This is a genomic window from Amycolatopsis sp. H20-H5, from assembly GCF_035828755.1.
GTDB lineage: Bacteria > Actinomycetota > Actinomycetes > Mycobacteriales > Pseudonocardiaceae > Amycolatopsis.
Map to the genome: position 1 here is coordinate 53,946 of NZ_JAYMZS010000028.1, position 24,022 is coordinate 77,967.

At 64.3% G+C, this 24,022-nt stretch carries 22 protein-coding genes; 15 read left to right on the plus strand and 7 right to left on the minus strand.

The annotated features are described in order from the left end of the window. The first annotated feature begins 561 nt into the window (after positions 1-561). Positions 562-3,450, plus strand: a complete 2,889-nt coding sequence (locus QMK34_RS17920) for a DEAD/DEAH box helicase (protein ID WP_326415171.1) — start codon at positions 562-564, stop codon at positions 3,448-3,450. On the opposite strand, the gene QMK34_RS17925 is transcribed toward QMK34_RS17920, so the two are convergent. The 3 genes from QMK34_RS17925 to QMK34_RS17935 all read right to left on the minus strand — a co-directional run bounded on the left by QMK34_RS17925 (position 3,403) and on the right by QMK34_RS17935 (position 6,554). After that, positions 3,403-4,896: a hypothetical protein gene (locus tag QMK34_RS17925; protein WP_326415172.1), complete on the minus strand. Its 1,494-nt coding sequence runs from the start codon at positions 4,894-4,896 to the stop codon at positions 3,403-3,405. The genes QMK34_RS17920 and QMK34_RS17925 overlap by 48 nt on opposite strands. Positions 4,897-5,038: 142 nt before the next feature. Next, on the minus strand, positions 5,039-5,770 hold the full coding sequence (locus tag QMK34_RS17930; protein ID WP_326415173.1) for a hypothetical protein: 732 nt from the start codon (positions 5,768-5,770) through the stop codon (positions 5,039-5,041). After that, positions 5,763-6,554, minus strand: coding sequence for a hypothetical protein (locus QMK34_RS17935; protein WP_326415174.1), 792 nt, complete (start codon positions 6,552-6,554; stop codon positions 5,763-5,765). The genes QMK34_RS17930 and QMK34_RS17935 overlap by 8 nt, the downstream gene beginning before the upstream one ends. A 663-nt stretch (positions 6,555-7,217) precedes the next feature. Here QMK34_RS17935 and QMK34_RS17940 point away from each other — a divergent pair. Both QMK34_RS17940 and QMK34_RS17945 read left to right on the plus strand, forming a co-directional pair. Next, positions 7,218-8,453 (plus strand): AlbA family DNA-binding domain-containing protein, encoded by a 1,236-nt coding sequence (locus QMK34_RS17940; RefSeq protein ID WP_326415175.1) that lies wholly within the window; start codon positions 7,218-7,220, stop codon positions 8,451-8,453. A 199-nt stretch (positions 8,454-8,652) separates the two neighbouring features. Beyond that, positions 8,653-8,868, plus strand: a complete 216-nt coding sequence (locus QMK34_RS17945; protein WP_326415177.1) for a hypothetical protein — start codon at positions 8,653-8,655, stop codon at positions 8,866-8,868. On the opposite strand, the gene QMK34_RS17950 is transcribed toward QMK34_RS17945, so the two are convergent. Beyond that, positions 8,833-9,264, minus strand: coding sequence for a hypothetical protein (locus tag QMK34_RS17950; RefSeq protein WP_326415178.1), 432 nt, complete (start codon positions 9,262-9,264; stop codon positions 8,833-8,835). The two genes, QMK34_RS17945 and QMK34_RS17950, sit on opposite strands and share 36 nt — an antisense overlap. Before the next feature lie 439 nt (positions 9,265-9,703). Between QMK34_RS17950 and QMK34_RS17955 the strand changes: the two genes are divergently transcribed. From QMK34_RS17955 to QMK34_RS18005, 11 genes are all read left to right on the plus strand, one after another. Continuing rightward, positions 9,704-10,987 carry an FtsK/SpoIIIE domain-containing protein gene (locus QMK34_RS17955; protein ID WP_326415179.1) on the plus strand — a complete coding sequence of 428 codons (1,284 nt, stop codon included), beginning with the start codon at positions 9,704-9,706 and terminating at the stop codon, positions 10,985-10,987. Positions 10,988-11,008: 21 nt separating this feature from the next. Continuing rightward, positions 11,009-12,520: an FtsK/SpoIIIE domain-containing protein gene (locus QMK34_RS17960; RefSeq protein WP_326415180.1), complete on the plus strand. Its 1,512-nt coding sequence runs from the start codon at positions 11,009-11,011 to the stop codon at positions 12,518-12,520. After that, the gene (locus QMK34_RS17965; protein WP_326415181.1) at positions 12,517-12,996 is read left to right on the plus strand and encodes a hypothetical protein; all 480 of its coding nucleotides are present in this window, start codon (positions 12,517-12,519) and stop codon (positions 12,994-12,996) included. Before QMK34_RS17960 ends, QMK34_RS17965 begins: the two co-directional genes overlap by 4 nt. A 16-nt stretch (positions 12,997-13,012) precedes the next feature. Next, a complete protein-coding gene (locus tag QMK34_RS17970; protein WP_326415182.1) occupies positions 13,013-13,273 on the plus strand; it encodes a hypothetical protein in 261 nt (86 codons plus the stop codon). A gap of 9 nt (positions 13,274-13,282) precedes the next feature. Further along, complete coding sequence (locus QMK34_RS17975) at positions 13,283-14,485, plus strand: hypothetical protein (RefSeq protein WP_326415183.1); 1,203 nt, start codon at positions 13,283-13,285, stop codon at positions 14,483-14,485. 21 nt (positions 14,486-14,506) lie between these two features. Next, positions 14,507-14,989, plus strand: a complete 483-nt coding sequence (locus QMK34_RS17980) for a hypothetical protein (protein ID WP_326415184.1) — start codon at positions 14,507-14,509, stop codon at positions 14,987-14,989. A 401-nt stretch (positions 14,990-15,390) separates the two neighbouring features. Continuing rightward, on the plus strand, positions 15,391-17,124 hold the full coding sequence (locus QMK34_RS17985) for a hypothetical protein (protein WP_326415185.1): 1,734 nt from the start codon (positions 15,391-15,393) through the stop codon (positions 17,122-17,124). 25 nt (positions 17,125-17,149) lie between these two features. Further along, entirely contained in the window at positions 17,150-17,845 is a 696-nt protein-coding gene (locus tag QMK34_RS17990) for a hypothetical protein (protein ID WP_326415186.1), read from the plus strand. A gap of 205 nt (positions 17,846-18,050) precedes the next feature. Beyond that, positions 18,051-18,560, plus strand: a complete 510-nt coding sequence (locus QMK34_RS17995) for a hypothetical protein (protein WP_326415187.1) — start codon at positions 18,051-18,053, stop codon at positions 18,558-18,560. Between the two features lie 3 nt (positions 18,561-18,563). Further along, positions 18,564-19,178 carry a Shedu immune nuclease family protein gene (locus QMK34_RS18000; RefSeq protein ID WP_326415188.1) on the plus strand — a complete coding sequence of 205 codons (615 nt, stop codon included), beginning with the start codon at positions 18,564-18,566 and terminating at the stop codon, positions 19,176-19,178. A gap of 268 nt (positions 19,179-19,446) precedes the next feature. Further along, positions 19,447-19,887, plus strand: a complete 441-nt coding sequence (locus QMK34_RS18005; RefSeq protein ID WP_326415189.1) for a hypothetical protein — start codon at positions 19,447-19,449, stop codon at positions 19,885-19,887. A gap of 248 nt (positions 19,888-20,135) precedes the next feature. Here QMK34_RS18005 and QMK34_RS18010 read toward each other — a convergent pair whose 3' ends face one another. After that, positions 20,136-20,753, minus strand: coding sequence for a hypothetical protein (locus QMK34_RS18010; protein ID WP_326415190.1), 618 nt, complete (start codon positions 20,751-20,753; stop codon positions 20,136-20,138). Positions 20,754-20,837: 84 nt separating this feature from the next. Further along, positions 20,838-21,254, minus strand: a complete 417-nt coding sequence (locus QMK34_RS18015; RefSeq protein WP_326415191.1) for a DUF6573 family protein — start codon at positions 21,252-21,254, stop codon at positions 20,838-20,840. A gap of 1,138 nt (positions 21,255-22,392) precedes the next feature. Between QMK34_RS18015 and QMK34_RS18020 the strand changes: the two genes are divergently transcribed. Next, a complete protein-coding gene (locus QMK34_RS18020) occupies positions 22,393-22,647 on the plus strand; it encodes a hypothetical protein (RefSeq protein ID WP_326415192.1) in 255 nt (84 codons plus the stop codon). A 147-nt stretch (positions 22,648-22,794) separates the two neighbouring features. Here QMK34_RS18020 and QMK34_RS18025 read toward each other — a convergent pair whose 3' ends face one another. Then, positions 22,795-24,012, minus strand: coding sequence for a hypothetical protein (locus tag QMK34_RS18025; protein WP_326415193.1), 1,218 nt, complete (start codon positions 24,010-24,012; stop codon positions 22,795-22,797). Between the last annotated feature and the right edge of the window lie 10 nt (positions 24,013-24,022).

The window sequence follows — 24,022 nt, forward strand, 5'->3', positions numbered from 1 at the left end:
CCCGTTCCCTTCGTCCTAGCCCCGCTTGTGTGCCGAGTCGATCGGGTCAAGTGCTGTCCTTGACGCGGTTGGCTCGGTATATGACGATCGAGGCGAGAAGGGGACTCCTCCGCCGCAGGTCTCCCCAACGCATTTCACGCTTGGGTATCGGCAATCGAGCGATCTTTGTCGCCCACTGGTGTTGGTCAGCCGGGGTGTTCCGGTGATCGGGATACCATGCCTGGTTTCGCCGGAAGGAGTAACCAGGTGGCGGCTCGTTGGCGTTCGCCCGAGGTCTGGGCGCGGGCGGAGACGTTCGAGGGCAACGCTGTTCGACAGCTCCTCGTACCGGTTTCGAGCGACTTTCTGCTGACAGACAGGGAAGGAACCTCGACTCTGTTCGCCGACAACCGGTTCGGTGTGTGGCCGGCAGCGCTACCGGGGCGACCGGTCGACGAGGGCGTTCTGACGTTGCGAGTGGGATTGGGAAGTGAACCTGGGCAGCGAGTAGGCAGCGGTGAGTGGACTGGGCCTCGCGAACGGACGGCTCCGGCTGAGGTCACGACGTCTTACGGCCATGCCTTGGGCTTTCAGGAAGCAGCCGACGGGCAGCCAGGATTGCGCCGCCCGCAACTGGGGGCCGTGCATTCGGTTCTGGGGTACTGGACGACAGGGCGCGTCGCGCCGGTGACCGTGGTGATGCCCACCGGCACAGGCAAGACCGAAACCATGTTGGCGCTCCTGGTCGCGGGGACGCTGCCTCGACTACTGGTGCTCGTGCCCTCCGACGTGCTGCGTGACCAGATCGCGGACAAATTCATCGCCCTCGGCGTGCTGCACAAATACGGCATCGTGGCCCCATCCGCGCTGCGGCCGGTGGTGGGACGCGTCACCACCGGGTTCCGCGACGCGGAGCAGGCACTGGCGTTCGCCGACAGTTGCAACGTCATCGTCACCACCCCGCACGCTCTCCAGGCGTGCGCACCGACCGCGCGGCAGGCGTTGTTGGCCGCCTGCTCGCACCTATTCGTCGACGAGGCCCACCATGTCGTTGCCCGCACCTGGGCCGAACCACGGGAGGCGTTCGCGGACCGGCCCGTCGTCCAGTTCACCGCCACCCCGTTCCGTGAGGACGGACGACACGTCGAGGGACAGATCGTCTACGACTTCCCGCTGGAGCAGGCGCAGCGCCAACAGTATTTCGCTCCGATCAACTACACGTCAGTGATCGATTTGATCGATACCGACCGTGCCTTGGCGCAACAAGCGGTGCGGCAGCTTCGCCGGGATGTCGAGGCGGGTTTGGATCACTTGCTGATGGTGCGGGCCAAGAGCACTCGCCGCGTCGACGAGCTGCTGCCGCTCTATGAAGAACTCGCGCGGGACTACGCACCGGTCGCGTTGTACTACCAACTGTCCGCGACGGCGAAAAAGAAGGCACTGCAAGCGATCCGAGGCAGGACTTCCCGGATCGTCGTCTGCGTGAACATGCTCGGTGAGGGGTTCGACCTTCCCGAGCTCAAGATCGCCGCGGTGCACGATCCTCAGAAGAGCCTCGGTGTGACCTTGCAGTTCGTCGGCCGCCTCGCGCGCGTTGTCTCTGGTGGGCGTCTCGGCGACGCGTCGGTGTTCGTGGCCCGCACCGAGTACCACGTCGACGAGCGCCTGCGGTCGTTGTACGCGGAGAACGCCGACTGGAACCTGGTGCTGCGCGATCTGTCGCAGGCCGCGGTGGCGGAGCAGCGGGAGATCAGCGAGTTCGAGGCGGGTTTCACCAGCAAACCGGCCGCGGTCACGCTGCGCAACATCGAACCCAAGCTGAGCACCGTGGTGTACCGCACCCAGTCCGATGAGTGGACACCCGAATCGATACCGGCGTTCTTCGGCGACGACGTGATGCTGACCCAGCCGATCGGCATCAACCCCGCTGAAGGGGTGGCGTGGTGTGTGGTGGAGAACCGCAGCGACGTGAGCTGGGGTGAGATCAAAACCGTCGAAGAGCTCACCTACGAGATGTTCGTCCTGTACTTCGACCGGCGTCGCCGCCTGCTCTATATCAACAGCTCGGCCAACAGTGGTCTCTTCCCGGAGCTCGCGGAGCATGTCGCCGGCCCCTCGGAGCGGTTCACCGGTTCGACGGTGTACCGCGTCATGGCTGACATCCATCGCCTGATCCCCACCAATATCGGTGTGCTCGACGTGCGCAGCCAGTTCCGCCGGTTCTCCATGCACGTCGGATCGGACGTGACGGCGAGTTTCCCCACCGGCGAGGCCCAAACGAAGACACAGACCAATATCTCCGGGTCGGGCTACCGCGCGGGTGAGCGCGTGAACATCAGCGCGTCGATCAAGGGGCGGATCTGGTCTCACAGTCCCGCTCCTACGGTGAAGCATTGGCGGGACTGGTGTGACAATGTGGGAGACAAACTCCTGGACGCGAGCATCAGCATCGAGGACATCACCAAGAATTTCATCGTCCCGCAGGATCTGACCGCCCGGCCTGATGCCGCGCTGTTGGGAGTGGAGTGGCCGTGGGAGCACTTTCTCACCGTCACCGAGAACCTGCGCCTGCTCTACGACGGCCGCGCCTATCCGATGATCGACGTCGACTTGCGTCCGCGTGACCAGAGCGAGGAAGGACCGTTGCGGTTTTGGGTGGAGACCGCGGCGTGGAAAGTCGGGTATGAGGCGGACTTGCGGGACGGGAAGTTGATCTACCGCTGCATGGAGCCGGTCGAGATCGCCGCGACCGCGGGCCGTTCGGCACCTGTCTGGTTGAGTTCCTGGCTCAATGCCAAAGACGGCTTGATCTTCCTTCTCGCGGGTGACCGCCTCGTGCGGGGCGGCAAGCTGTACACGCCAGGTGATGACCGCACGCCGTTTCCCGTCGATCGGCTTCGTGTGCTGGATTGGTCGGGGATCGATCTTCACGTCGAGTCCCAAGGGCCGCAGCGACGCCCGGACTCGATCCAGGCGAGGGTGATCGCTCAGTTGCGAGCCGATGACACCTGGGATGTGGTGATCGACGATGACGGTTCGGGTGAGGTCGCCGATGTCGTGGCGCTCAAGATCGACGACGCCGGGTTGCTGATCCACTTCTACCACTGCAAATACGCCGGGGGTCTTCCCGGTGCGCGGGTGGGCGATCTGTACGAGGTGTGCGGGCAGGCCCACAAGAGCGTGGTGTGGCGACGCGGGGACATCGTTCCGTTGTTCAAGAACCTGGAGCGCAGGGCTCGTAAGAAACAACAGCGGACCACGGTGAGTCCGTTCGAGGTGGGCGATCTTCCTTCTCTGTATCGGCTCCAGGAGCAGGCCCGCGTGGTGAAGCCGCGGTTGGAGATGACGATCATCCAACCGGGCTTGTCCGCTTCGGTGGTCAGTGACAAGCAGCTGGACCTGCTCGCCGCGACCGAATCGTATCTACGGAGCACCGCCGATGCCCCACTGAACGTTTGGTGCAGCGGCTAGCACCGCGTCGTGGTCGACCGCGTGGCTTCCGCCGGACAGTACCCGGCCGATGGTGTCTGGCCAGGCGAGCACGACTGCGTGGCGTCGGCAGAGCGACTCCCACAGCGGGTCGCGAGGTTGGCGTTCGACGTAGAGCACAGGGTGGGCGTCTTCGTGTTGGATACGGTAGCGCTCGGCGTAGTGGCAGAGTTGCCCGAAGCCTTCGCGGAGCTGGCCGTCCTCGTTGTCGCTGGGCAGGCTCTTGACTTCGCAGACGACGAGGTTGAGCCCGTGCCAGAAGGCGACGTCGAACTGGGGATCGTCCGGTGTGGGCGTGAGGGGTTCGAGGTCGTTGTCGGCGATGAAGTCGGCGAGCTGGTTTTGCAGGTTCCGGTGGGCTTGCGCCGCGGCGCGGATTTTGGTGACCGACACGCTGCGCGTCGTCGCTGGCGTGTCGGCTCCGTCACCGGTGTCGAGTGGGGCCGCGGATCGGTAGCGCTGTCCGACATTGGCCCGCCAGAGTGCCGGGTCCTGATGTACCGGGCCCCAGGGGCGGACCCGCAGGCAGCGGCCAGTCGCCTTGGTGGCTGGTGGGTCGGTGACGGCGGGATTGTGCTGGTCGATGAGGTACTGGCCGATGTAGCGGGCAGTACCTCTGGCCTTGATGGGACGGGTGAACAGGCGGAGAGCTCGGCCGGCGGAAATATGGCCCAGAATCCGATTGTTGGCGCGTTCCCGTTCGACCCAGATCAGTATGGAACCGTCGCCTTCGGGCGCGGGTTGGATGTTGCGCGCGGATGCGTCGCCGAACACGAACAGGTTCGGCGTGTGGTTGCTGACGATCACGTCGGCATTGCGCGGGTCCGCTGGTCGGGTGACGGCACCGTCCTCACCGATCACGATGCGGTGCGGGTTCCAGGTGACCGACCAGCGAACCTGATGATGCTCTTGGAGATCGGCAGCGGCCACGTCGTCCCCGGGCGTGATGTCCCAGCGGGTGCGCGGCGCGATCCTGCGAGAAGAGGTCGTCCGCTTCCTGGTCACGGCGTCCCACTGATCGGTGCTCAGCGGCAGCGGTGAGCCGAAACCGCAAGTTCGGGTGGACAAATGGAACATCGAGGGCTCGAACTCCGCCAACACGGTCATGCGGTACAGGGAGATGGGCGCGTCGAAGAAGAAGTCGTCGTAGGTGATGCTGCCTTGGCGTCGATCATCGCGGTGGCCGACACCCCAAGGACCCGTGTCGCTGACATGTCCGAACGCCACGACACCGGGGGTGTAGCGGGCAGACTCGTACGGGCTGCGGTTGCGGATGCGGACAAGGGCAACCAGGTCGCCCACTTCGGACGTTCTCCACTGGCAATCAGGACCGTCGTGGGGGGAGCCGCAGACGATGCGGTGAACCGCCCTATCGGTGGAGCCGAACGGAGATTCGTGCTGGTCGGCACGAACAAGCCAGTAGCGCATGGACGGGCACGCTACCGACTGGGCACGACAGTTTCCGGTCTTCAGAGGGCAGCGGCGACTCGATCGCGCGCGTGGTGGCCCCACTGCGCTTCCCTCTTGGTCACACGGGGTGTCTCACACCAGTCTGACCAAGAGAGAGCCGCTACTGTTCAGCGCCGACAGGGGGTGCGAACGTCAGGGAACCGGGTGTTCCCGGGGTCCACGTGTAGGTGCCTGGTAGGGCTCCTTGCTTGTACGGCCAGTCGTGGAGCTTAAACGTTTTTCCGCCGGGGTTGAGTGATCGGGATACGTGAACGTTGTTCACTATGGCGTCGAAGTCGACGACGTACTCGATGTCCTCGACACCCATTTTCGACAACGCGAGATCGACGTGGCGCGGTTCTCCGGGGATCATCGTGATCTCTGACTCGTCGGAGTTGTCCTCGAGTGCGGCTCGGCATCGCATGGGTGCGAGGCATTCGTTGCCCCCAAGATCGAACGTCCGTGAATCGGCGAAGTTAATCGGCGTGTCTGCGTTCGGGCAGCTGAATTCGTAGTCCCAGCCGGGTTCCTGGTACTGCCGGACTTCGTGGACGCCGATCATGGACTTATTGACTTGCAGGACCCGGCTCGTGCTCACGTCGACCGCCAGGGTGCCGTTCTCGAATGGCTCGGCGTGGTGGGTATCGATCGCCCATTGCAGGGCGGCCGCGCAGTCGGCGTCGGGCGGGGGTTTCTCGCCTGCCTGGAGTGGCTCGCGCAAGGCGAGCGTTCCATTCCAGCGGAAGGTCGCGGAGAGCCCGTCGGTCGGTGCCGCGGTATCGCCGGCATCCGCGCTACATGCGGTCAACCCACAGATGCAAAGCAAGGCGAATGCGACGGCGCGATTACCCATGGCCATTGTTCTTCCACTCGGCTGCCTTGCTCGTGCAGTCCCCGCCGCACACTGTTGCCTGGTCGATCGGCACCAGTTTGGTGTAGTCCCATTGGTACGAGGTGTCGTAGTGGGGTGCTGGGCCGGAAATGGAGAACGGGGCTTCGGGTGATCCGATGTTCCGCGTCTCTGTGTGGCCGTCGATCACGTAGTCCATCTTGATGTACCAGTCGCAGGTGCACGATGTGGTCAGGCCGTGGACGGTGATGGTGTACTGGTCGTTCGGTGCGAGTAACACGTTTGTTTCACTGCCGAACGCTTTGCCGAGCTTGCCATTGTCGGCAAGGAGACGGGCGTGTGGCGCGTCGCCGTGGTCAAGGTCGAAACCGACCAGAAGGTTCTGCTGTGACCCGCCCTCGCCGGGTGGCAGCACGAGTGTGCCGGCTGGTGGCGGATCCGACCTTTTGGTGACTATGGCGCGAACGTCGACCACGCTGATGCTGGTGCTGTGGTTGTTTTGGAGAACGACTACGGCTTGGGATTTGCTCAGTGCGCGGCCGTGGTGCTGCTGGAGCAGGTCGTGCAGCGCGGTGTCGGTGGTGACCTTGGCTGTGGTGGCGGGGTCGAGTGCGTCGGGAAACACCGCCCCGTTGACTCCGAACGTCGCACCGTCGCCGTATACGGTGGTCCGGAGCTCATCGTCGCCGGTGGCGTCACGGAACAAGTCGGGCAGGGTTCCCGGTGGCGCGACCGCCGCGACAATGGCCACCACGGCACCGATACCGGCGAGTAGACCGCCGACCACTTTCCACTTCTGGCGCTTCTTCGCTTCCGGTGCGGCGACCTGCGGTACAGCCGCTTGTGGTGGGGTGAGGTTCGGTGCTGCGACCTGGGGGGTGGGAGCTTCCGGCGCGGCTACCTCTGGTTCGGCAGCGTTCGGTGCGGGAGTCTCCGGTGCGGCTACGTCTGGTTCGGCATTGCGCGGTCGTGGCGTTGGCGTGATCGCTGGTTCCAAGGTTCCCCCTCGTGAGATCCGCACCGAGGGTAACGCATCGTACGTGCAGCGTGGCGATTTTGGTCGAGTACGCCGGGCGGGACCGTGCGCGAGGACGGGCGGTGACAGCCTGGTGCTGGGTATAGCGGCGGGGTGGGTTTCGATTCGACTGTGGTCTCGTTGACCGGATCCGTGGTTGACCACGGTCGCGACGTGCCGAGCGGGTCCTTGGCAAGTTATCTGGCTGGCATGGGGGTGCTGCCGGGTGGGTCCCGGGGACCGGCCGCCAGGCCGCATGCTCCGGGTGCCCGTCCCGGCAGCGCGGCCCCGCAGGGGCCGCGCCTTGAACAAGGAAAGAAACTCTGAACACGACACGCCTCGGCGGGCCTGTTGTGGTTCGACTGATGCTCGACACGCTGGCTATGGGATGGTTCGCGGGCAGCTGGAGGTCTCCGGCGCGGGTACTGTGCCGCCATGCTGTTCACTCCGCTGCACCGGGCGCTTGGCCTGCAACCAGGCGCGCTGACGGACGAGATGGTCAACGAGGCGATTACCGCTGGCATCGCCGAGACAGACGACCTCGATTGGAAGAAGCCGTTACCCGAGGCCAAGAGCCTGTCCGGAAGCGACATGCCTAAAGACGTGGCCGCGATGGCCAACAGCGGCGGCGGCATGATCGTCTACGGCGTCGCAGAAGACCAAAAACGCGCAACGGACCGTACCGACGTCGGCGAGGTGAGCGAGGCGTACGAGCGTACGTATCGCTCGGTCGCGATCAGCGGGATTCACCCGCCGGTGTTCGGTCTCGGGTTCTACCGGCTCGGCCACGGCACACGGGCGCTGGCCGTGGCGGTTCCGGCCAGTGTCGATGTCCCGCACCTCGTCTACCGCGGCGAGTACTTCGGAGCTCCGATCCGCAACGACGCCGACACGGTGTGGATGCGGGAGCGGCAACTTGAGGGTCTCTATCGCAGACGGTTGGATGACCGCCGTAACGCTGGTCAAAGACTGGAGCGGGACTACGACGACCTCAAGCGTGGGCTGCGTCTGGAGGATCGGGTGTGGCTCGTGGGCGTGGCCCGACCGCGGATCGTTCCATCCGGTGTCTCACCTATGGAGCAACACGACGCGCGCAGGATCATCGTGGACGCGTCCACGTTAGGGCTTGTTCTCGCCGATTCTCAGCTGTCCCACCCGCTCGCCTCGGTGGCTGACAATCCCAGACCGGGCTTGCGACGGTGGGTGTCGGCTCCGGCCAGTGACAGTGACAGCCAGAAGTGGAAGGAAACCTGGGCAAGCGTCCATTTCGATGGTTCGGTGTCGCTCGCGGCCGCGATGGGTGGGATGCCGACCGTCCGCGGCGAGGACGCCGCTGGCAACGTCGTCAATTCCCGACGGGTCGAGTGGTTCGTGGCTGATCTGCTCGCGCTCGTGAAGACGGCCGCTCAGGTTTTCAACGCTGTCGATTACGAGCTCTATATCGGCGTGGAAAGCGCCGGGTTCAAGGAAATCATGATCACCATCACCGATGGTTACGGTAGTACTTTCTACAGTAGTCGGCCGATCCAGCACTTCATTCCGGTTGAATCCGCCATTCAGCCTGGTGGCACCGATGCCAGCTTCCTTGAGCAAGTTCGACAGGTCGCCCTCGACGTGGTGAGCCAAGCCGGTATCAACACCCTCGTCACTATCGCATCGCCTGCCACATAACAACAACCGCTGCCCGATAGTCGCGTTTCGCAGACTGCTGCCAGGTCACACCTCGACGCGGTGCAGGGTCGCTCCGGCCCACAGTCGCACGCCGTTGTAGCGGTCGCTTCGGCACTGGTCTCGGAACCAGTCTTCCGGCAGCCGGTGTTGGTCGGTGTCGAACTGGTGCTCGCTGGTGACGAGCGTGATGGTGCAGTCGATGAGTTGGAGGAAGACCGCGGTGATCCCGCGGGCGATCCCGGCTTGCAGGCTGGGTTCGCCCGCGTCGGATTGCCACGGGTACCAGCCGTCATGGTCGGCCTCCGCGTGCGGCCACCGCGGCGTTCTCGGCCAGGGCGTAGTGCGCGGCCGCGTTGCGGGCTCGGCGGGCGGCGGTGAACTAGGCGAGCAGTTCGGCGCGGTCCTCGGCGGGTGAGTCGCCGAGGGTGGTGCGCCACGCTGAGGGGGTTATGCCTTTCCGCCCGCTTGTGGGGAACGCTGCTTCCCGGCGGGGTGTGAGTGGAGCGGTCAGCAGCCCGTGCTGGGTCATGTGCGCGTCGATCACATCAGGCCAGTGGTGACCGACGGTCCTGTGTCCGCCCTGGACCGCGCCAGTCGGTGTCGGCGGGGCGGTGGTGAGGTCGGTGATGAACCGTTCCCAGCTGCCGACGGCGGCGAGCACGGTGAACGGGTTGAGCGAGGATCGTGGTTGTGGGCCTCGGACTGGTTTCTCGGAGTGGATCGCGATGAGGTCCAGCGCGGTGCGGAGGTTGTGCCGCGCGGCTCGGCTTACTGCGTGAGCCGCTGGTGGGTGGCCGGCGACATGCGGCAACGTTATCGCCCGGCACCCGCACTGGTCGGCGAAGACGACTCGGCGTCGTAGGCTCGACGGACTGAGCGCTGGTGGATGGCGTTCGGTGACGTTGAGTCAGCTTGGCTGCTCGCGGGTCATTCGTCGGTAGGAGGGGTCCCCAGCTTGTCACGTCGGCACGGGTCGTTGGCTTTGGTTAGCTACCGAGGGTACGGACGCCGGGAACGGTCCGGCTCGGAGGATCTCACCCTGGCGTCGGTCGTGTGCTGCCGGTTATCATCATCAGTCAGCGGAGTGAGCGATCGGGGGCACCTTGGTGATCGAAGACCACCGTTCACCTCGGCTGATGCCGTGTGGTGGTTGCTAGCTCCATGGTGAACGCAACAATCACGACAGCGCGATCCCCAGCGCCGGGGTGTGCCCGGTGAACACGCACTCTCGGCAGTCAGGCCGACCGGAAATGTCCGTTGCCGAATCGTTGAGCCACCTCGACGCCGCCGCGCAACGCGTTGCCGCGACTACCGCTGACGCGCTGGGGGTCCTGGCTGAGGACCTCAGTGATCGTGGTCGAGCGGCCCGTGTCGCTGACGTCGAGGCGCAATTCGCGCGCGATACCGCGATCGTGCACATGCGTGTCGGGGTGGCCGTGGATCAGCGTCTTCGGCACCTGCATGGTGTGGTGGCGGACCTGGGCAGGGGCGCGCGAGCGGTTCCGTGGCCGGAGTCGGCACCCCTGCCTGTCGAGGAGGACGCCTTAGCGGTCGCGCAGTATGTGCGGGTAGGCGCGGCCGACTTGGGCCAGTTCAAGTTCGACGCGTCACATACCGACGCTCTCCCCGTCATGATCCCCCTGCTCAACCGGGCGAACATCGTGGTGAAGGCGTCGGGGTGGAACTCGGAGATGGCCAACCTCGTGCAGGCTTTGGTCGCCCGAGCGCTCTGCGCGAGCGGGCCGGGGCAGTTGATGCTGCGTGTTTTCGATCCCGCGTTGCGCAGCTACCTGTCGCTGTTCTCTGCATTGCGGGAGGTGGACGAGGCGCTGTTTCCTCGCCCTGGCGCGCATGGGGAAGACCTCGAGGAACTCTTGCGCACTCTCACCGACGACGTTCGGCGCGTGGGTGATCTCGGACATGGCCAAGAAGGGTCGCTGGGCGAGCTGCGGCAGTCCACCGGGCAGCCGATCGAGGCGTACCAGCTGGTCGTGCTGTTAGACTATCCCCGCGGGGTCAGTGAGCACGCCGCGCAGATGCTGGAGCATTTGTTGAGGGTCGGCCCCGCTCGCGGCGTGAGTTTTGTTATTCATCATGGGGCGGAGCTGGCGCACAACAAGTCGGCGATGGCGGCGCTGAGGAACGTCGAGAACAGTCTGATGTTCGATGGGACCGATTGGGTGTGGTCCGCGGTCAACGGACTGACCATTCGCGTGGACCGACCCAGCAGCGGATCGTTGCAGGCCACAGCGGACCTGGTAGCGGCCGCAGCCCGCCGGTGTTCAGCCCCGATGATCGCGTTCACGCAGATCCAGCCGCCATTGGAAGCGTGGACCGCGCGTTCGGGCGACGGGATCAGCGCCGCGATCGGCCTGTCCGGGCACAAGGTCATGACCGTGACGCTGGGCGACGAGCGCGAGCAACGACACAATATGCTGATCACGGGCGCGGTGGGACAGGGCAAGTCGAATCTGCTCATGGTGTTGATCCACAGTTTCGCCTCCCGCTACAGCCCCAGCGAGCTGGAGCTGTAGCTGCTGGATTTCAAGGACGGTGTGACCTTCTATCCGCTGGCCCCGTCGGAGATGTCGCCGGATTGGTTGCCTCACGCGAAGGTGATCGGACTAGAAAGTGACCGCCAGTACGGTGTCGCGGTTCTGGAGCACCTGTATGACGAGTTCGCTCGTCGAGCGCGGATCATCAAACCGTACGGCGATAACATCGCCGCGTACCGGCGGAAGGTCCCCGACGCCACGATGCCTCGCGTCGTGGCGATTATCGATGAGTTCCATGTGTTGTTCGAGGAAGATGACGCGACCACCGCCAGAGCGGTCCAGCTTCTTGAGCGGCTAGCACGTCGTGGCCGCGCGTACGGAATCCACCTCGTTCTGGCGTCGCAGACCATCTCCGGGATCACCTCGTTGATGGCCAAGCAAGACGGCATATTTTCGCAGTTCCCGATCCGGGTGGCGTTGAAGAACTCGGCGAGCGAGTCGCGGGCGGTGCTTGATCCGCACAACAGTGAAGCCGCGCGGCTGCGGTTTCGCGGCGAAGCGGTCGTGAACGTCGACTTCGGTCAACCGGAAGGCAACCGGCGAGCGATCATCGCCGCCGCGGATCCGGCGGAGATGGAGCGGTTGCGCCACGGGTGGTGGAGTCGCCGCGAACCTACGGCGGAGCCACCGGCTGTGTTCAACGGCGGTGAGTCCGTGACGCTGCTGTCGGTCATCCCGAACCTGATCGAGCTGCGTGCCCGCGCCCGGGTCGACCAGGCGTCCCCGACGGCGCTGGTCGGGACACCGATCGCGGTGGCCCGCTGGCCGGTGGGGGCCGCGTTGCCGGCGACACCGGGCCGGCATCTCGCAGTCGTGGGGGCGGGCAAGCGGGCGGTCCCATACGGCGCGTCCAGGGCGATCGAACCGGATTTGGCGGTGGGCGCGCTGCACACGGCGGCGATATCGTTGGCGTTGCAACACCCGCGTGGGGATGCCCAGTTCACGATATTGAACTACCTCGGTGAGGCTGAATCCAAGCAGAACGGCATGCCGTACCTGGTCGATGTCTTGCAGCACTTGGGTTTCACCCCCGTGGTGCATTCGGTCGCCGACGCGACCGCCGCGTTGCGGCAGATCGCGAAGGACTTGACCAGTCGTGTTGTCGACTCGACGACAGCGCATTACGTGCTCGCGGTCGCGGTGGATCGGGCGGGCACGTTGGAGAATCCGGATGAGATGTTCGCCAAACCGGTCGATGATCTGCGCAGCGTGTTGCGTGACGGGCCGGCGCGGCGCACGCACGTGCTGGGGTGGTGGTCCAGTGTCGGGATGTTCAAGTCGCATTTGGGGTACGACGCCGCCACCGGCATCGACACGATCTTGGCGTTGAGGGTGGAGCAACGTGATGTCACCGATCTGATGGGGCATTCGGTGGCGTGGTCGCCGCAAGACAATCGGGGCTTGTTGTTCGACCGCACGCAGTTGGCGCAGCCGGTGGCGATCGTGCCGATCGCTCCGTTGGATCACATCAGCCATGCCGTGTTGCTACGCACTGAGTGGGACCAGCGGTGAGCACCTATAACGAGTATCTCGCGGCGTTGGCGGAGTTCTCCGGTGTGGGCGCTGGAGGAAACCGTGCGCTAAAGCAGGTGAGGCGCGATCGCGAGACCCGGATGCGGGACGCGATCTACGTTCACCGAGCCCAGGGCGCTCGGATTCCGGTGACGGTTGCTGGTGTGCGTGGCCAATATGCTTCCGCGCGGACTTGGCTAGCGAAAGTGGGCCGGCAGAACGCGTTGCCGGTCACGCCGCGCGTTGCGCCCGCTAGAGGGGTTAGCGATGATGAGTTCAACGGGATCGTGGGCGCGCAGGCACGTGCTGTGATGGAGCTTCAACGGGCGGTCGACGCGCATGAGAGGGCGCTCTATCTCGAGTATGTCACCGTGCTGGCTGCGCGGCAGCGGCAGCGCCGTCGAGTTCTGGTGGCAGCTGGTTTGATCGTTCTCGTGCTGGTCGCGGTGTTGATCGCGGCCTTGCTGTTTCGCTGAGTGAGGAGTGACGAGCATGTCGGATTTGGGCCAACTCAAGGGGCAGGTGGATTCGGTCGCGCGGGACGCCCAGTCCACAGCGGCGGCGTTGGGAGTGTTCAAGTCGAAGTTCAAAGAGTCGGCGGGCAGGATTGAAGGGTTGATCGGGGGCACGGCCCAGGGGGCGGACAAAAACATGATCCAGACCCTGACCGCGGCTGATCGGCAGGTTGACGCCGCGATCCAGGCGTTACAGGCGGCCGCTACGGCTGCGGCCAAGTTCGCGGCGTCGCTGTAGCTGGCCGCTGTGTCGGACCTGTCGGATCTCCATGATGTGGTCGAGCAGGAACGTGAGGACCTGCTCGGCCACATCGACGAGCTTCAACACCACCGCAGAGTGTGCCTCCAGGCCGCGAGTGCGGCGCAGGCGGCAGCGCAGCAAGCGCGATGTAATCCGGAGGGTGCCGCCGCGGCGGCCGCCGCAGAGGAAGCAGCCAGTTGCCTGTCGCAAGCCGCGATGTTTTTGACGAACGCGATCATGTCGTTAGAGACCACCAGAACGATCGCGAAAGACTTTATCGAACGCAAGATCGTGGAAACGCTGGGTGCTCTACCTGGCGTCACAGGTAGAGCGCAGGTTGAGAAGCTGTTAGCGCTCGCGGATGGTGATGGGCTGCTGCTGGAGCGTTTGCTCACTCACGCTGACAGCGCCGAGCAGGTGCACGAGTTTCTGGAGAGGGCCGCCGCCGGTCAGACCGACGATGTGGACCGTCTGCTGAAACAGTCGGTCGCGGCGGATGGTCCCGGCGCGGCTGATTTCGCCCGGGAAGTGCGTGGGGTGTTGGATGCTGTAGCGGCCCTCGATCTGCGACATGGGAACAGTAGCAGTGGTGACCCGAATAGTGAGCAAATCAGCCAGGCGGCGAATGGCAGGTCCGAATCGCGTCAAAACCCTCGGAGCACGGAAAGAACCCCAGGAAGCAGGCTGCGCAAATCGCAGAAACCGGTTAAGGGTAGCGAATTCGACCACCCAAAAAGATCCCCTACCGATAAGAATTCGGCAACCGTAAAGGAGGCTTACAATAAATTCACCAAAGAAGATTTGTACGCCTTTGGGAACAAAACTAAGGTTTCCGGCCCGCGAGCTGATCGAGATTTTGGAGTTGAATCAGAAGACGATATCGTCGGATGTGACCCTGCCCCTAAATCGCCTACCGACAGAGTTCGTGGCATGTCAACTTTTATCGATCCGCGCTTTGCGGTCGACCTGAAGGGTCACTATCACTTACTGCGAGCTAACACCAAAATGCCAGACGGCGTTGCTATCCAGGCCGACGGCGAAGATGTCGGAGGCAGGCAGCCATACGGGCATAGAACTCTATACCCAACCAGGGAAATGAAGCTGTCAAAGTTTCGAGAGCTAGTCAGCTTCCTTGTTCAATATTCAGAAGATAAGCAGACGGAGTGGGATTACGTTGGGAAAAAGCCCGATCCAAAAAAGGAAAAATAATCCTTCGGCAGGATGCCCGCTGTGACTGCCGAGGCGTCCGAAGAATGGGAACCGTGGGTCGTTGCCACGTCGAGTGCTGCCGCGCTCGATCGGGCACTTCCCGCACTGAGGGTAAATCTAGAGCCCACCGTTGAGGCAGCCAGGATTGCGCTCTCTCATGTCGAACAAAGGCAAGACGCAATCGATGTACTGCGTTTCCTTAGCGTGAGATTTATCAAAGAATTGCTAGATAGCATTCTTGAAGTGTCGCTTGCTGACACTGAGACACTTAACGCACGTGAACTCCTAGGAAGGCTGCCTTTTGGTGAGGCTCAAGAAACTGTCCCCCCGGCAGTGTGGAAGCTTTTAGATAAAGAAGATGATGAACTGGCGTATCGACGCATGGCTGGCCTACTGGACCACTTGGGCCTCTATGACGCACTCAAACAATTGTGCACTAAAGCTTACGAACATATCGACCCTGACGTGCGCGAGATAGCAAGCGACTACTCCAGTGATAACTAAAATTCAAATCACGAAAAGCCTGAGGATGTCGCATGGTGGCGCGGGCGTCCCGGGGCGGGTGTGCACGAGCGGCGAGGGGACGGGAGGAGTACTTCCCCTTGCCTGGGTGGACTGGCTCGATGTCGACCCCACCTGGCTGGGTAGCGCGGCCCGTGCGCCACGGCTGCGGCAGCGACATCGGGCCCGAACTGGCGCGTTCATCTCAGCGGAGCTTCGCCAAAGTGTCGAACAGTAGTTCGATGTGCGTGTGAAGTGCGGCATATATGCAGGTAAAGGTGATGGCATCGGGCGACGAACCCGTCAGAGTGTCACCCCATGGATACGGTCGATCACGGCTTGCTAGATTCGCTCATTTGTTCGACACGTGAGCGAAATGAGGAAACATGGCGGTCTGTCGGGTCGTGGGCGGCATCGATTTGGGTACGCACGGAACATCGTTCGGGTGGGCGTATTGGAGTCCGAGCGCGGAGCGGCCGGGCCGCATCGTGTTGTTCGAGGGGTGGCCGGGTGGCCGTCCCGGGGTGGATGTGAAGACGCCGACCGCGCTGTTGGTCAATGAGAAGGGTGAGGTTCTGGCGTGGGGTCACCAGGCGTTCGCGCAGGCGGCGCGGTGTCGGGCTGGCCGGCCCGGTAGCGGGGTGCGGCTGGTGCACGGGTTCAAAATGGCGTTGCTGCCCAGGTCTGACGCCGAGCGGTCGAGGTCCTCGGAGATCGGGTTGGCCGACAATGAGCCTCACGCGGAGAAGCTGATCGCGGCGTTCCTGTCCTACGTCTATCGCACCGCGCTGGCTGAGCTGCGTGTCCATATCCCGGATCTGGGCGAGGATGAGATCCGTTGGTGTGTGACGGTGCCCGCGATGTGGGGCGATCACGAGAAGCATTTGGTGCGTCAGGCCGCTTACGAGGCTGGGTTTCCGCGGGAAGAGGGCCGGCTGTTGCTGGCGTTGGAGCCGGACGCGGTGGCGCACAACGCGCAGGCGTCGGGGATTGCCTACGTCATCGACGCTGACACCGGACAGCGGGGAACTTTGGAGAAGAACTCTCGGTTCATGGTGGTCGATTGCGGCGGCGGCACGATCGATATCACCTGTTACACCACTGACGGGGACGGGTATCTCACCGAGATCGACCGGGAAGGGATCGCGCAGGGCTCGTTGTATGTCAACCGGGCGTTGACCGATCTCGTGCTCGTTCAGCGCCTGGGTGGGGCTGACGAGTACCAGCGGTTGCGGGAGATCGCTCCGCACGCGCTGGAGGAGCTGGTCGAGGAGTGGGAGCTGAAGAAACGCAACGTCAGCCACGACACCGATGACACCATCTTCTTGAGTTTGAAGGTCAGCCTCGCCAAGCATCTGAGCGAGGAGGTGCTGGATCGGCTCAGCGCCGCCCAGGACGGGGACGACGAGAGCATCTGGATCTCCGTGGAGGAAGCCCGGTCCGCGTTCGAAGCGGTGATCCCCGACATCCTCGCCCTGGTGGACCGCAAACTCGAGGACATGACCGCGTTGACCAGCGCCGCGGGGAAACCGCACTTGGTGTTGCTGGCTGGTGGGTTCGCCGAGTCCGCTTACCTTCGGCACCGCATCGCGCAGCATCTGCGTGGACGCGCGTTGGTCGCGGTGACGCCGCAGCCTCGGGTGGATGTGGTGGAGGGTGCTGTGCGGTTCGCCTACAACCCCAAGGTGCGGGCGCGCCGTTCGCAGTACACGTACGGCGTGGCCGTCTCGGCGCTGTTCGAGCATGGCAAAGACCCCATCGAGTCGCTGTATCGACCTCGCCGTGGCGGCGAACTGTGTGACAAGCGTTTCAGCGTGTTCATCAACGCGGGCGATATCGTCCCGGTGGCGCATGTGGTGTCTAAGCCATTCAGGCCAGTGGAAAGCGACGACAGGTATGTCGCGTTCGATTTCTATCGGACCAAAGAACGCAAGCCGCGCTATACCGATAACGAAGGGTGCGAGGAGTTCGGTAGCTGTCAGATGACGATCGACCTCGCCGATGTGATGCACCTCGATCTGAGTAAACGGGGCATGAGGCTCTATTTCACTTTCGGTGAAACGGAATTGCACGTCCGTGCCGTTCTCGACGGTAACGGGGAAGAGCAGCAGATTGATCTTCAATTCAGCACGCGTTGATCTCGTCGACAGAGAAGGAGGCCCTGTGATGAAAACCCATTTTGAGCGTTCACTCGCGCGATGGCGTGGACCGCTGAGACGACGCCACAAGAATCCCGACTTCCTGGAACCGGCGATCCCGCAGCCGCAACCACAGCCAGCGTGGTCGAGCGGTAGCCCGGTGGCAGCCGGTGCGGGCTCGCCGTTCACCGATACCTTCAAGTCTGCGGGGCCCGCGGCAACAAGTACACGGGATGTCGCAGCGCGGTCGCAAGTTGTGGACCTGTTTCGTGAGATGAACGAGACGGTGGAGAAGTTCGCCCGAGCGCACCGGCGATCCCTGGGCCTGGACCAGCGCGGCGAGCAGATCGCGTATCTGATGGCGAGTGTCGCCGAGGCCGTGTTCGACGAGACACGCGATGTCGACTCGCAGGTGCGCTCGCGTCTGGGGATCGATGCCCGGGGTGAGCATCGCGAGCTTGCGCAGTTGGTGGAGCGCGCGTATGTGCTGCGGGACAAATTGCGACGCGTCGACAACATGCGTGTCGATTTCGGCGCGCGTGCTGGTGAGATCGTGGATGGTGAGCGGCAGGAACCGTGGAAGACCTCGATCCCGGATGCTCCGGTCCGGTTCTTGGTGTTTCCGGGGTTGACCAGCGGCGGGAATGTCGTGGTGAAACAGCAGGTGTACACCGTGAGTCTGCGGGAGGCTCGGCTGCGTGGCGCGGCGACCCAGGTGTGACGACGCCGCGTCAGGTCACCTGGCACCAGCCGCGCGGCGGGTCAGGTGGGTCGAGGTCGAGCCACCCTGGGGTGACGGAGGGGTGACCTGCCGGGTGACTTTCCTTCTGGGGAGGTCATCAATTCGGGTGCGGCCGGGCCCGCGGGTGAAACGTCCAGGCATGTTCCCGCGACGTACTGTCACCGGTCGTAGGAAGAGGGCGCGTGTGAGCAAGCCGCTGCATGTAGAGATCACGAGCACGAGTGACCGGACCGCGGAGGTCACCCCGGTGATCTTGCGGGACGGGTCTCGGAAAAGGCTGGTGTTCACCCCGGTGCTGGTGAACAACGGTCAGAACCCGGCGGCCGCGGTGCGTGGAGAGCTGCTGTACTTGTCGAAGAACACAGCTGATCAGTGGGAGCGGGATAAGCCGTTCGACCTGCGGACCCTGCCCGCTGGGGAGAGCGTCCGCCTTGAACTGACCACCGCGGAGCTGCTGCAACTGCACAACTGTGTGGGTGCGTTGTACGAGTTGATGCGCGAGGACGGGTTCGAGTACGGAACCAAGCGGCTGCTGTCGGTCGACGCAGGCACCGACCTCGCCGAGATTTTGGACTCGATCTCAGCGATCGGTCAGAACAAGCAGGTCAAGCGTGTCTTGGACTGGATGTCCCGGCAGGATTGCGACCAGCTGGCCGACGCGTTGCAGGACGCGGAGCCGGAGATCTTCTCGTAGATCGTGATCGCCGCCGGGTTGGCTCGGTTGCGTGGCTTCATCGCGGAAGCCAGCGTGGAGTTGGACAGCTCGGATGAGAGGCGAGGGCAGGAGATCATCGAGCGCAACGTGTGGGCGATCGGTCAGATCTTCTCGTATCCGCTGGTCGTGGTGAAGCGGGAGGCCTACCTGGGTGGGAAATCGATTCACAACACCGGCGGGAACAACGCGGACTTCGTGCTGCGTAACCAGGTCACCGACAACGCGTTGATCGTGGAGATGAAGACCCCGGCCACACCGTTGACGGCGCACAAGCCGTATCGCAACAACGCGTACGCGCCGAGCAACGAGTTGGCTGGCGCGGTCCAGCAGGTTTTGCAGGACCACTACACCCTGCGTCAGTCGTACGCGTCGTCGCAGGGGGACAAACCGCCGGAGTACCAGGTTTTCACGCCGAAGTTGCTGCTGATCATCGGGAATCTGTCCCGTGAGGACGATATCGACCGGGTGCGTAGTTTCGAGCTGCTGCGAAACAGCATGCCGGATATCGACGTGATCACGTTCGACGAGTTGCTGGGGAAGGAAGGCCAGACTGTTGCTGGAGTTGTTCGAAGGTTCGCGGTGACGACCCTGAGGTGAAGGTGTTTTCTGTCGGGTTGGGTTGGGGCGGTGGGGACCGGTGCGGTTACGTGCGGGCGGCGGCGTACTCGGCGTCGTAGATCGCGGTGAGTTCGGCGGCGCGTTCGGGTGCGCAGGTGGTGGCGGGGTGTTCGGCGTCGCGCAGCAGTTTCACGAGGCGGTTGTCTTCTGACGCGAAAGTGCCGCATTTCGCGAGTCTTCATCGCGCCACATTCTTTGGAGTGAATCGTATTGCGATATTCGCAATACGAGGCGCATGATGAATGTCATGGCGAAGCGAGACATGATTGACGATGTGGTCGATGTTGTGCACCCGATGCCGGGTCGGCGTGGTGATGACGGGGGTGAGGCCGCGAATACCGGGCGTCAAGACGTCGAGGTTCAGCGGCGCGTGTTCGAGGAGTCGATGCGAGTGGCTGAGGAGAAGGCCGACGGCTGTTACGACCCGTTGTTGAGTGAGATCGGGCGTGCACGTGTGCAGATGCGCGAGGCTGAGCAGAGGTTGCGGCTATTGGTGGCCTACGGTCGGGAGTTCGTCAGTCCCCGGCCATACCAGCTTAAGGATCTCGCGGCTGCGGCGGGATATTCGGTGTCGGGCACTCGCAGCGCCTATTTCGGGGATGAGATCTCCGAGGTGGCCGCCCGTGTCGGTCGTCCATCGCGCTCTCGCAGGAGCCTAGCTTCGATCAGCGACTCAGCGCGGGCCTAGCGTTGGCGGCCATGAGTGCCGCGCTGGCCGGGTATCTGCTGATCGGTTGTGGTGTGTGTCTCGAGATCGTCGAGTGGTGGCGCGGGCGCGGCGAGGTGAGCGGGTACGGGGTGCGCGAGGGGGTGCGCCCCTCGTCTGGACGGGGCCTGGCTCGATGCCGGCGTCGTCCTGTCCGCGCGCGGGTGGTGAGAGCGCGGTGTGGGAGGCGAGGGGTTCGCGGGTGGTGCCCTCTCGCCTCCAACGGTTTTCTAGTCGCCGGTGGCTATCCGCCGGTAGTTCTCGGCTGTCGCTTGGGCTTGGTCGCGTTGGGTGGTGAGCCGGGCGATGTCCGCGTCAAGCAGTGCCGTTAGCCGTTCGGCTTCCCGTACGCGTGTGGCCGCGTCGACGCGGGCGGCGGCGGCGGTCAGCTGGTCGATGTCTGCTTCGGTGATCCAGTGGCGCAGGACCGCGCGAACCACGGAGTTGAGGCGGTCTCCCGCGACGTCGGAGATCCAGGTGGTGTCGTATGGTCCGCGTGATCGGAGACCATGCGCGTAAATTGTTCCGTTCTCGATGGCGTCGATGGTTGTCTTTCTGTTGGCGCCGACCATCTCGACCCCGTTGATGGTGGCCGGTTCGGGGCACGGTCTCCACGTATCGTGGTGAGCTTCTTGGAGGGTGTTCCCGAAGTCGTAACCTACTTCCAGGTGCGAGGTGGGGTCACTGGTGTCCACGACCGGGTAGACGGTGATGGTGCCGCTCACGCGGGGCGCGGTGACACGGTAGAGGGTGCGACCGGTGACAGGGTTGGTTTCGGTGGTGATCCTCGCGGTGCCGTGGCGCTCGTCCAGCTCGATCGTGACGGCTGGGGTGGTGTTCTCAGGCATGGCGGTGCTCCTTAGTTGTGCGGGATGGTCGGGGACCCCCGCCGGGCGTCTCCCGGCAGGAATCCCTCGTGCTTGTCGGGGTTTTTAGAGCTCGGCGGGGTCGTCCATGACGGTGAGCACGGGCGCGCCGTCGTCGCCGGGGCCGACGTTGACGTAGAGGGTCACGGGCCCGGGTGTGGTGGCGCGGCTGAGGCGTGGAATCCGTAGGACGGTGAATGGCACGGTGCGCTCGGGTAGGTGGCGTGCTCGGCGCATCGCGTCAGCGGCCCTGGTCAGCACGTCCCATTCGCGGCCTTGTTGGTCCTGGTACACGTTTTTGCGGTTGTCGCGGCCGGACCATTCGATGCAGTCGTGGAAAACGGCGGTGGTGTAGGCGAGGGGGTAGCGGATGCCCGCGTCGCGCAGGAGTTCGGGGTCGGCCTCGACTAGGGTTCCCTCGGTGAGCGCGTCGGCGCGGCTGTAGCGGTCGATGATCTCGGCGTCGTCCCAAAAATTCGTCATGGCTGTTGTCCCTTTCCTTCTCTACCCACGTTTTTCTGCCCTCGCGGTGGGGCTGCTCTTTCGGGCGTCACCGAGGCGGGGTGTCAAGCCGTGTGGGAGCCGGGAAAGTTTGTGGACGGGTGTCGGTTCAGGTCGGCCGTAAAGTTTCCCGGTTGCGGCTTGACAGCCCGGCGCGGTGAGGCATGCTGCGAAGCCCCCACCGTGTGTCAGAAAAACGCCCACACGGGCGGGTTGAGTCCTGCGGCCGTCTGCGGCTGGAGGTCGTCATCGGCCGCGCAGCGGACGCAGTATGCAAGTCAACGGGGTGACAGCGGCTCGTCGACGGCCGCGGAGATCTCGGGTGAGAACGGTCAGGCCGCGGAAGGTGCTGGCAGGTCCGGCGTTGAGCGGTGCTCGAATGTCACGCGGGTGTGCCTGGTCCCGGGCGATGCGGGCCTGAGGGGCACGGGCGACGGGGCTTGTAGCCTCCGGGTACGCCGTGTGCCACGGCTAACCAGAATTGCGGTGCCATGCCATGGTCGCCGAGGGTGTGCCAGACCAGGGCGGGATGCTCAACCCGAAGCTGAGCCAGGGCCGCACGGGCGAGGCCGCAGCGCTGGAAGTGTGGTGGGGTGTAAGGCAGCTCGACCCAACCTCGCCGGCACCCTGGGCAGAGGGTGTAGTCGACCGCGAATACGGTCTCCCCGTCGAGAACGGCGGAGCGTTCCCGCCACTCCGGCCGCTCCCATGACCAATCATCGATCCAGCCAGTGCTCGGTGGGTGTGTCTGCTGACCGGCGAGGCGGCGGAAGGTGTCTCGCCAAGTACGGCGAGGAGGGACGTGATGTACCCGGTGGCTGTCGCGGGCCAGTCGCCGTGCCGCTTGTCTGGAATGCTCGGTGGCCATCGGGATCGCAATCGTTGATTGTCGCCGACACGGGTTGTGAGGTTGGTCGCCGCGTTTGCGTCGTCAGGGTGATGTGTTGGGGTGATGCGTGAATCGCCGGGCCTGACCGCCGATCATGGAGTGTATGACGAAGGACAAGGACCGCCCAAGTGAGGAAGAATTGGTGTCGACGTTCGTGAATTCGGCACGGATACGCGGCGGCGAGCTCGTACTATCGGGTTGTTGGGGAACGCGAGCGAGGTGACGTCGGACATGACCGTCGTGGAGGCCGACCAGGTAAAGGCCATGACACGCCGGACCGCTGACGCCGCCAACCGAGCCGCCGAGGCCATGGAAGACCACGCCGCCTTATGGGAGGAACTCCGCGGATCTGGTGGCCGCGACAATCCTGCCGCGTTCGCTCGATACCGCAGCGCGATGCGGACGCTCGACGCGGATTCGTCGCTCAAGGACCTGCGGGTCGCTGTCGCTGCCATGCGGCGTGAGGCGAGAAAGCATCTCGAGTGAGACAGTCGTCAGCCCGGCTCAGCGGCGGTGGGCCGCCGTCAGAACATCATGCGGGTGGATTCTCGCGACAATCCACCCACTCCACAGGGACGCGGCTGGTGCTCCCGTCGGTGGGCGGGAATGTCAACCTGATGTTCGGAGCGGGTGTCACGTCGACGCAGCCGCGGGAGGCGGCGGGTTGGTCGGGGACGCGGGTGGCCATAGTTCCCACTTGTTGGCGTTGCCGCGGCGCACGATCGCGTCGGGGTGGGCGGTGTGGAGCTCGGCGAGCCGGGTCAGGATCTGGTCGAGGGGCAGCCCGGAGGGGATGACCGCGATCGGCTGGGGCTTGGGCTGCTTCGGGGCAGCGGGCCTTTTACGGAACTCTTTGAGCCATTCGCGGGTCTCCCGCCGGTGTTCGGCTTCTTCGGGCCACTGGTGGCAGGGGCCGGTGGGGAGCACGAGTGTGTAAGGGCCCTCGTGCCAGCTGGAGGGTTTCTCGCATTCCGAGCACATGTCGGCGACGTCGGGTTCGCTGATGGCTTCCAGCGCGGTGAGCTCTTGTTGTTCGTAGGCGATCGTGCCGCGTAGCTCGGAGCGCTGGGCCCGGTCGGTGCTGGCGTCGTGCCGGATGCGCAGACCGGTGATGAGGTCACGAAGCCGGGTGATGCCCTGGTGTCGCCAGTGGCGGAAACCGTCGAGGTTGAGCTCGCGGTGGTCGCTGGGGAGGCGGCCGTGGCTGTCGATGACGGTTTCGGGATCACCGACCGTCTGTGCCAGCTGATCGACCCGTTCGTCAAGCTCGGCGAGGCGGGTCTGGCAGCGGGTGATCTCGTCGGCGCGCTGAGCCGGATCCATCAGGGGTGTCCAGGATCGGTCGCGGAGACCGTCGAGGTGGCTGATCACCGAACGGAGCCGGGACTGCTGTTCGAGCAGCGCGAGCCGGGTCTGATGCCGCTCGGGATCGTAGCTGGGGATGCGTGCGAGTCGGTTCTGTTCGTCGCGGCGGTGTTCCTGGTCGAGGCGGGTGCGGGTTTCTTCCCTCAGGGCGGGGAGGTCGTCGGCGGTCCACATGCGGAAACCTGGTTCAGCGCGGTGCCACTGCTCGAACACGAGGTTCGCGGCGCGCAGCTCGTCCTCGCGTTCGGCACGTTGCCACGGGTTCCAGGTGTCGGTGACGATCTCGCAGACGGTGGCGCGGGCCTGGAGGAATTGCGCGAAGGTGACGGTGGTGCCGGGTTCGGGTTTCCACAGCAGCCCGTCGTGGTCGATGGGTGTGCCGTCCCAGCCGCTGGGGTGCGCGGGGCCGGCGAGGTGGGCCGCTGTGTCGTCACCACGCCGCGGGCGGACCTGCTGTGGTGGGGACGGTGGTGTCTGGCGGGTCATTCGGCGAAGT

What these genes read in the sequence shown, in the direction of transcription:
- QMK34_RS17925 (WP_326415172.1), bottom strand. Translation starts at nt 4,896, where the DNA reads ATGCGCTACTGGCTTGTTCGTGCCGACCAGCACGAATCTCCGTTCGGC.
- QMK34_RS17930 (WP_326415173.1), bottom strand. Translation starts at nt 5,770, where the DNA reads ATGGGTAATCGCGCCGTCGCATTCGCCTTGCTTTGCATCTGTGGGTTG.
- QMK34_RS17940 (WP_326415175.1), top strand. Translation starts at nt 7,218, where the DNA reads ATGCTGTTCACTCCGCTGCACCGGGCGCTTGGCCTGCAACCAGGCGCG.
- QMK34_RS17945 (WP_326415177.1), top strand. Translation starts at nt 8,653, where the DNA reads ATGAGTTGGAGGAAGACCGCGGTGATCCCGCGGGCGATCCCGGCTTGC.
- QMK34_RS17955 (WP_326415179.1), top strand. Translation starts at nt 9,704, where the DNA reads ATGTCCGTTGCCGAATCGTTGAGCCACCTCGACGCCGCCGCGCAACGC.
- QMK34_RS17970 (WP_326415182.1), top strand. Translation starts at nt 13,013, where the DNA reads ATGTCGGATTTGGGCCAACTCAAGGGGCAGGTGGATTCGGTCGCGCGG.
- QMK34_RS18005 (WP_326415189.1), top strand. Translation starts at nt 19,447, where the DNA reads ATGGCGAAGCGAGACATGATTGACGATGTGGTCGATGTTGTGCACCCG.
- QMK34_RS18010 (WP_326415190.1), bottom strand. Translation starts at nt 20,753, where the DNA reads ATGCCTGAGAACACCACCCCAGCCGTCACGATCGAGCTGGACGAGCGC.
- QMK34_RS18015 (WP_326415191.1), bottom strand. Translation starts at nt 21,254, where the DNA reads ATGACGAATTTTTGGGACGACGCCGAGATCATCGACCGCTACAGCCGC.
- QMK34_RS18020 (WP_326415192.1), top strand. Translation starts at nt 22,393, where the DNA reads ATGACCGTCGTGGAGGCCGACCAGGTAAAGGCCATGACACGCCGGACC.
- QMK34_RS18025 (WP_326415193.1), bottom strand. Translation starts at nt 24,012, where the DNA reads ATGACCCGCCAGACACCACCGTCCCCACCACAGCAGGTCCGCCCGCGG.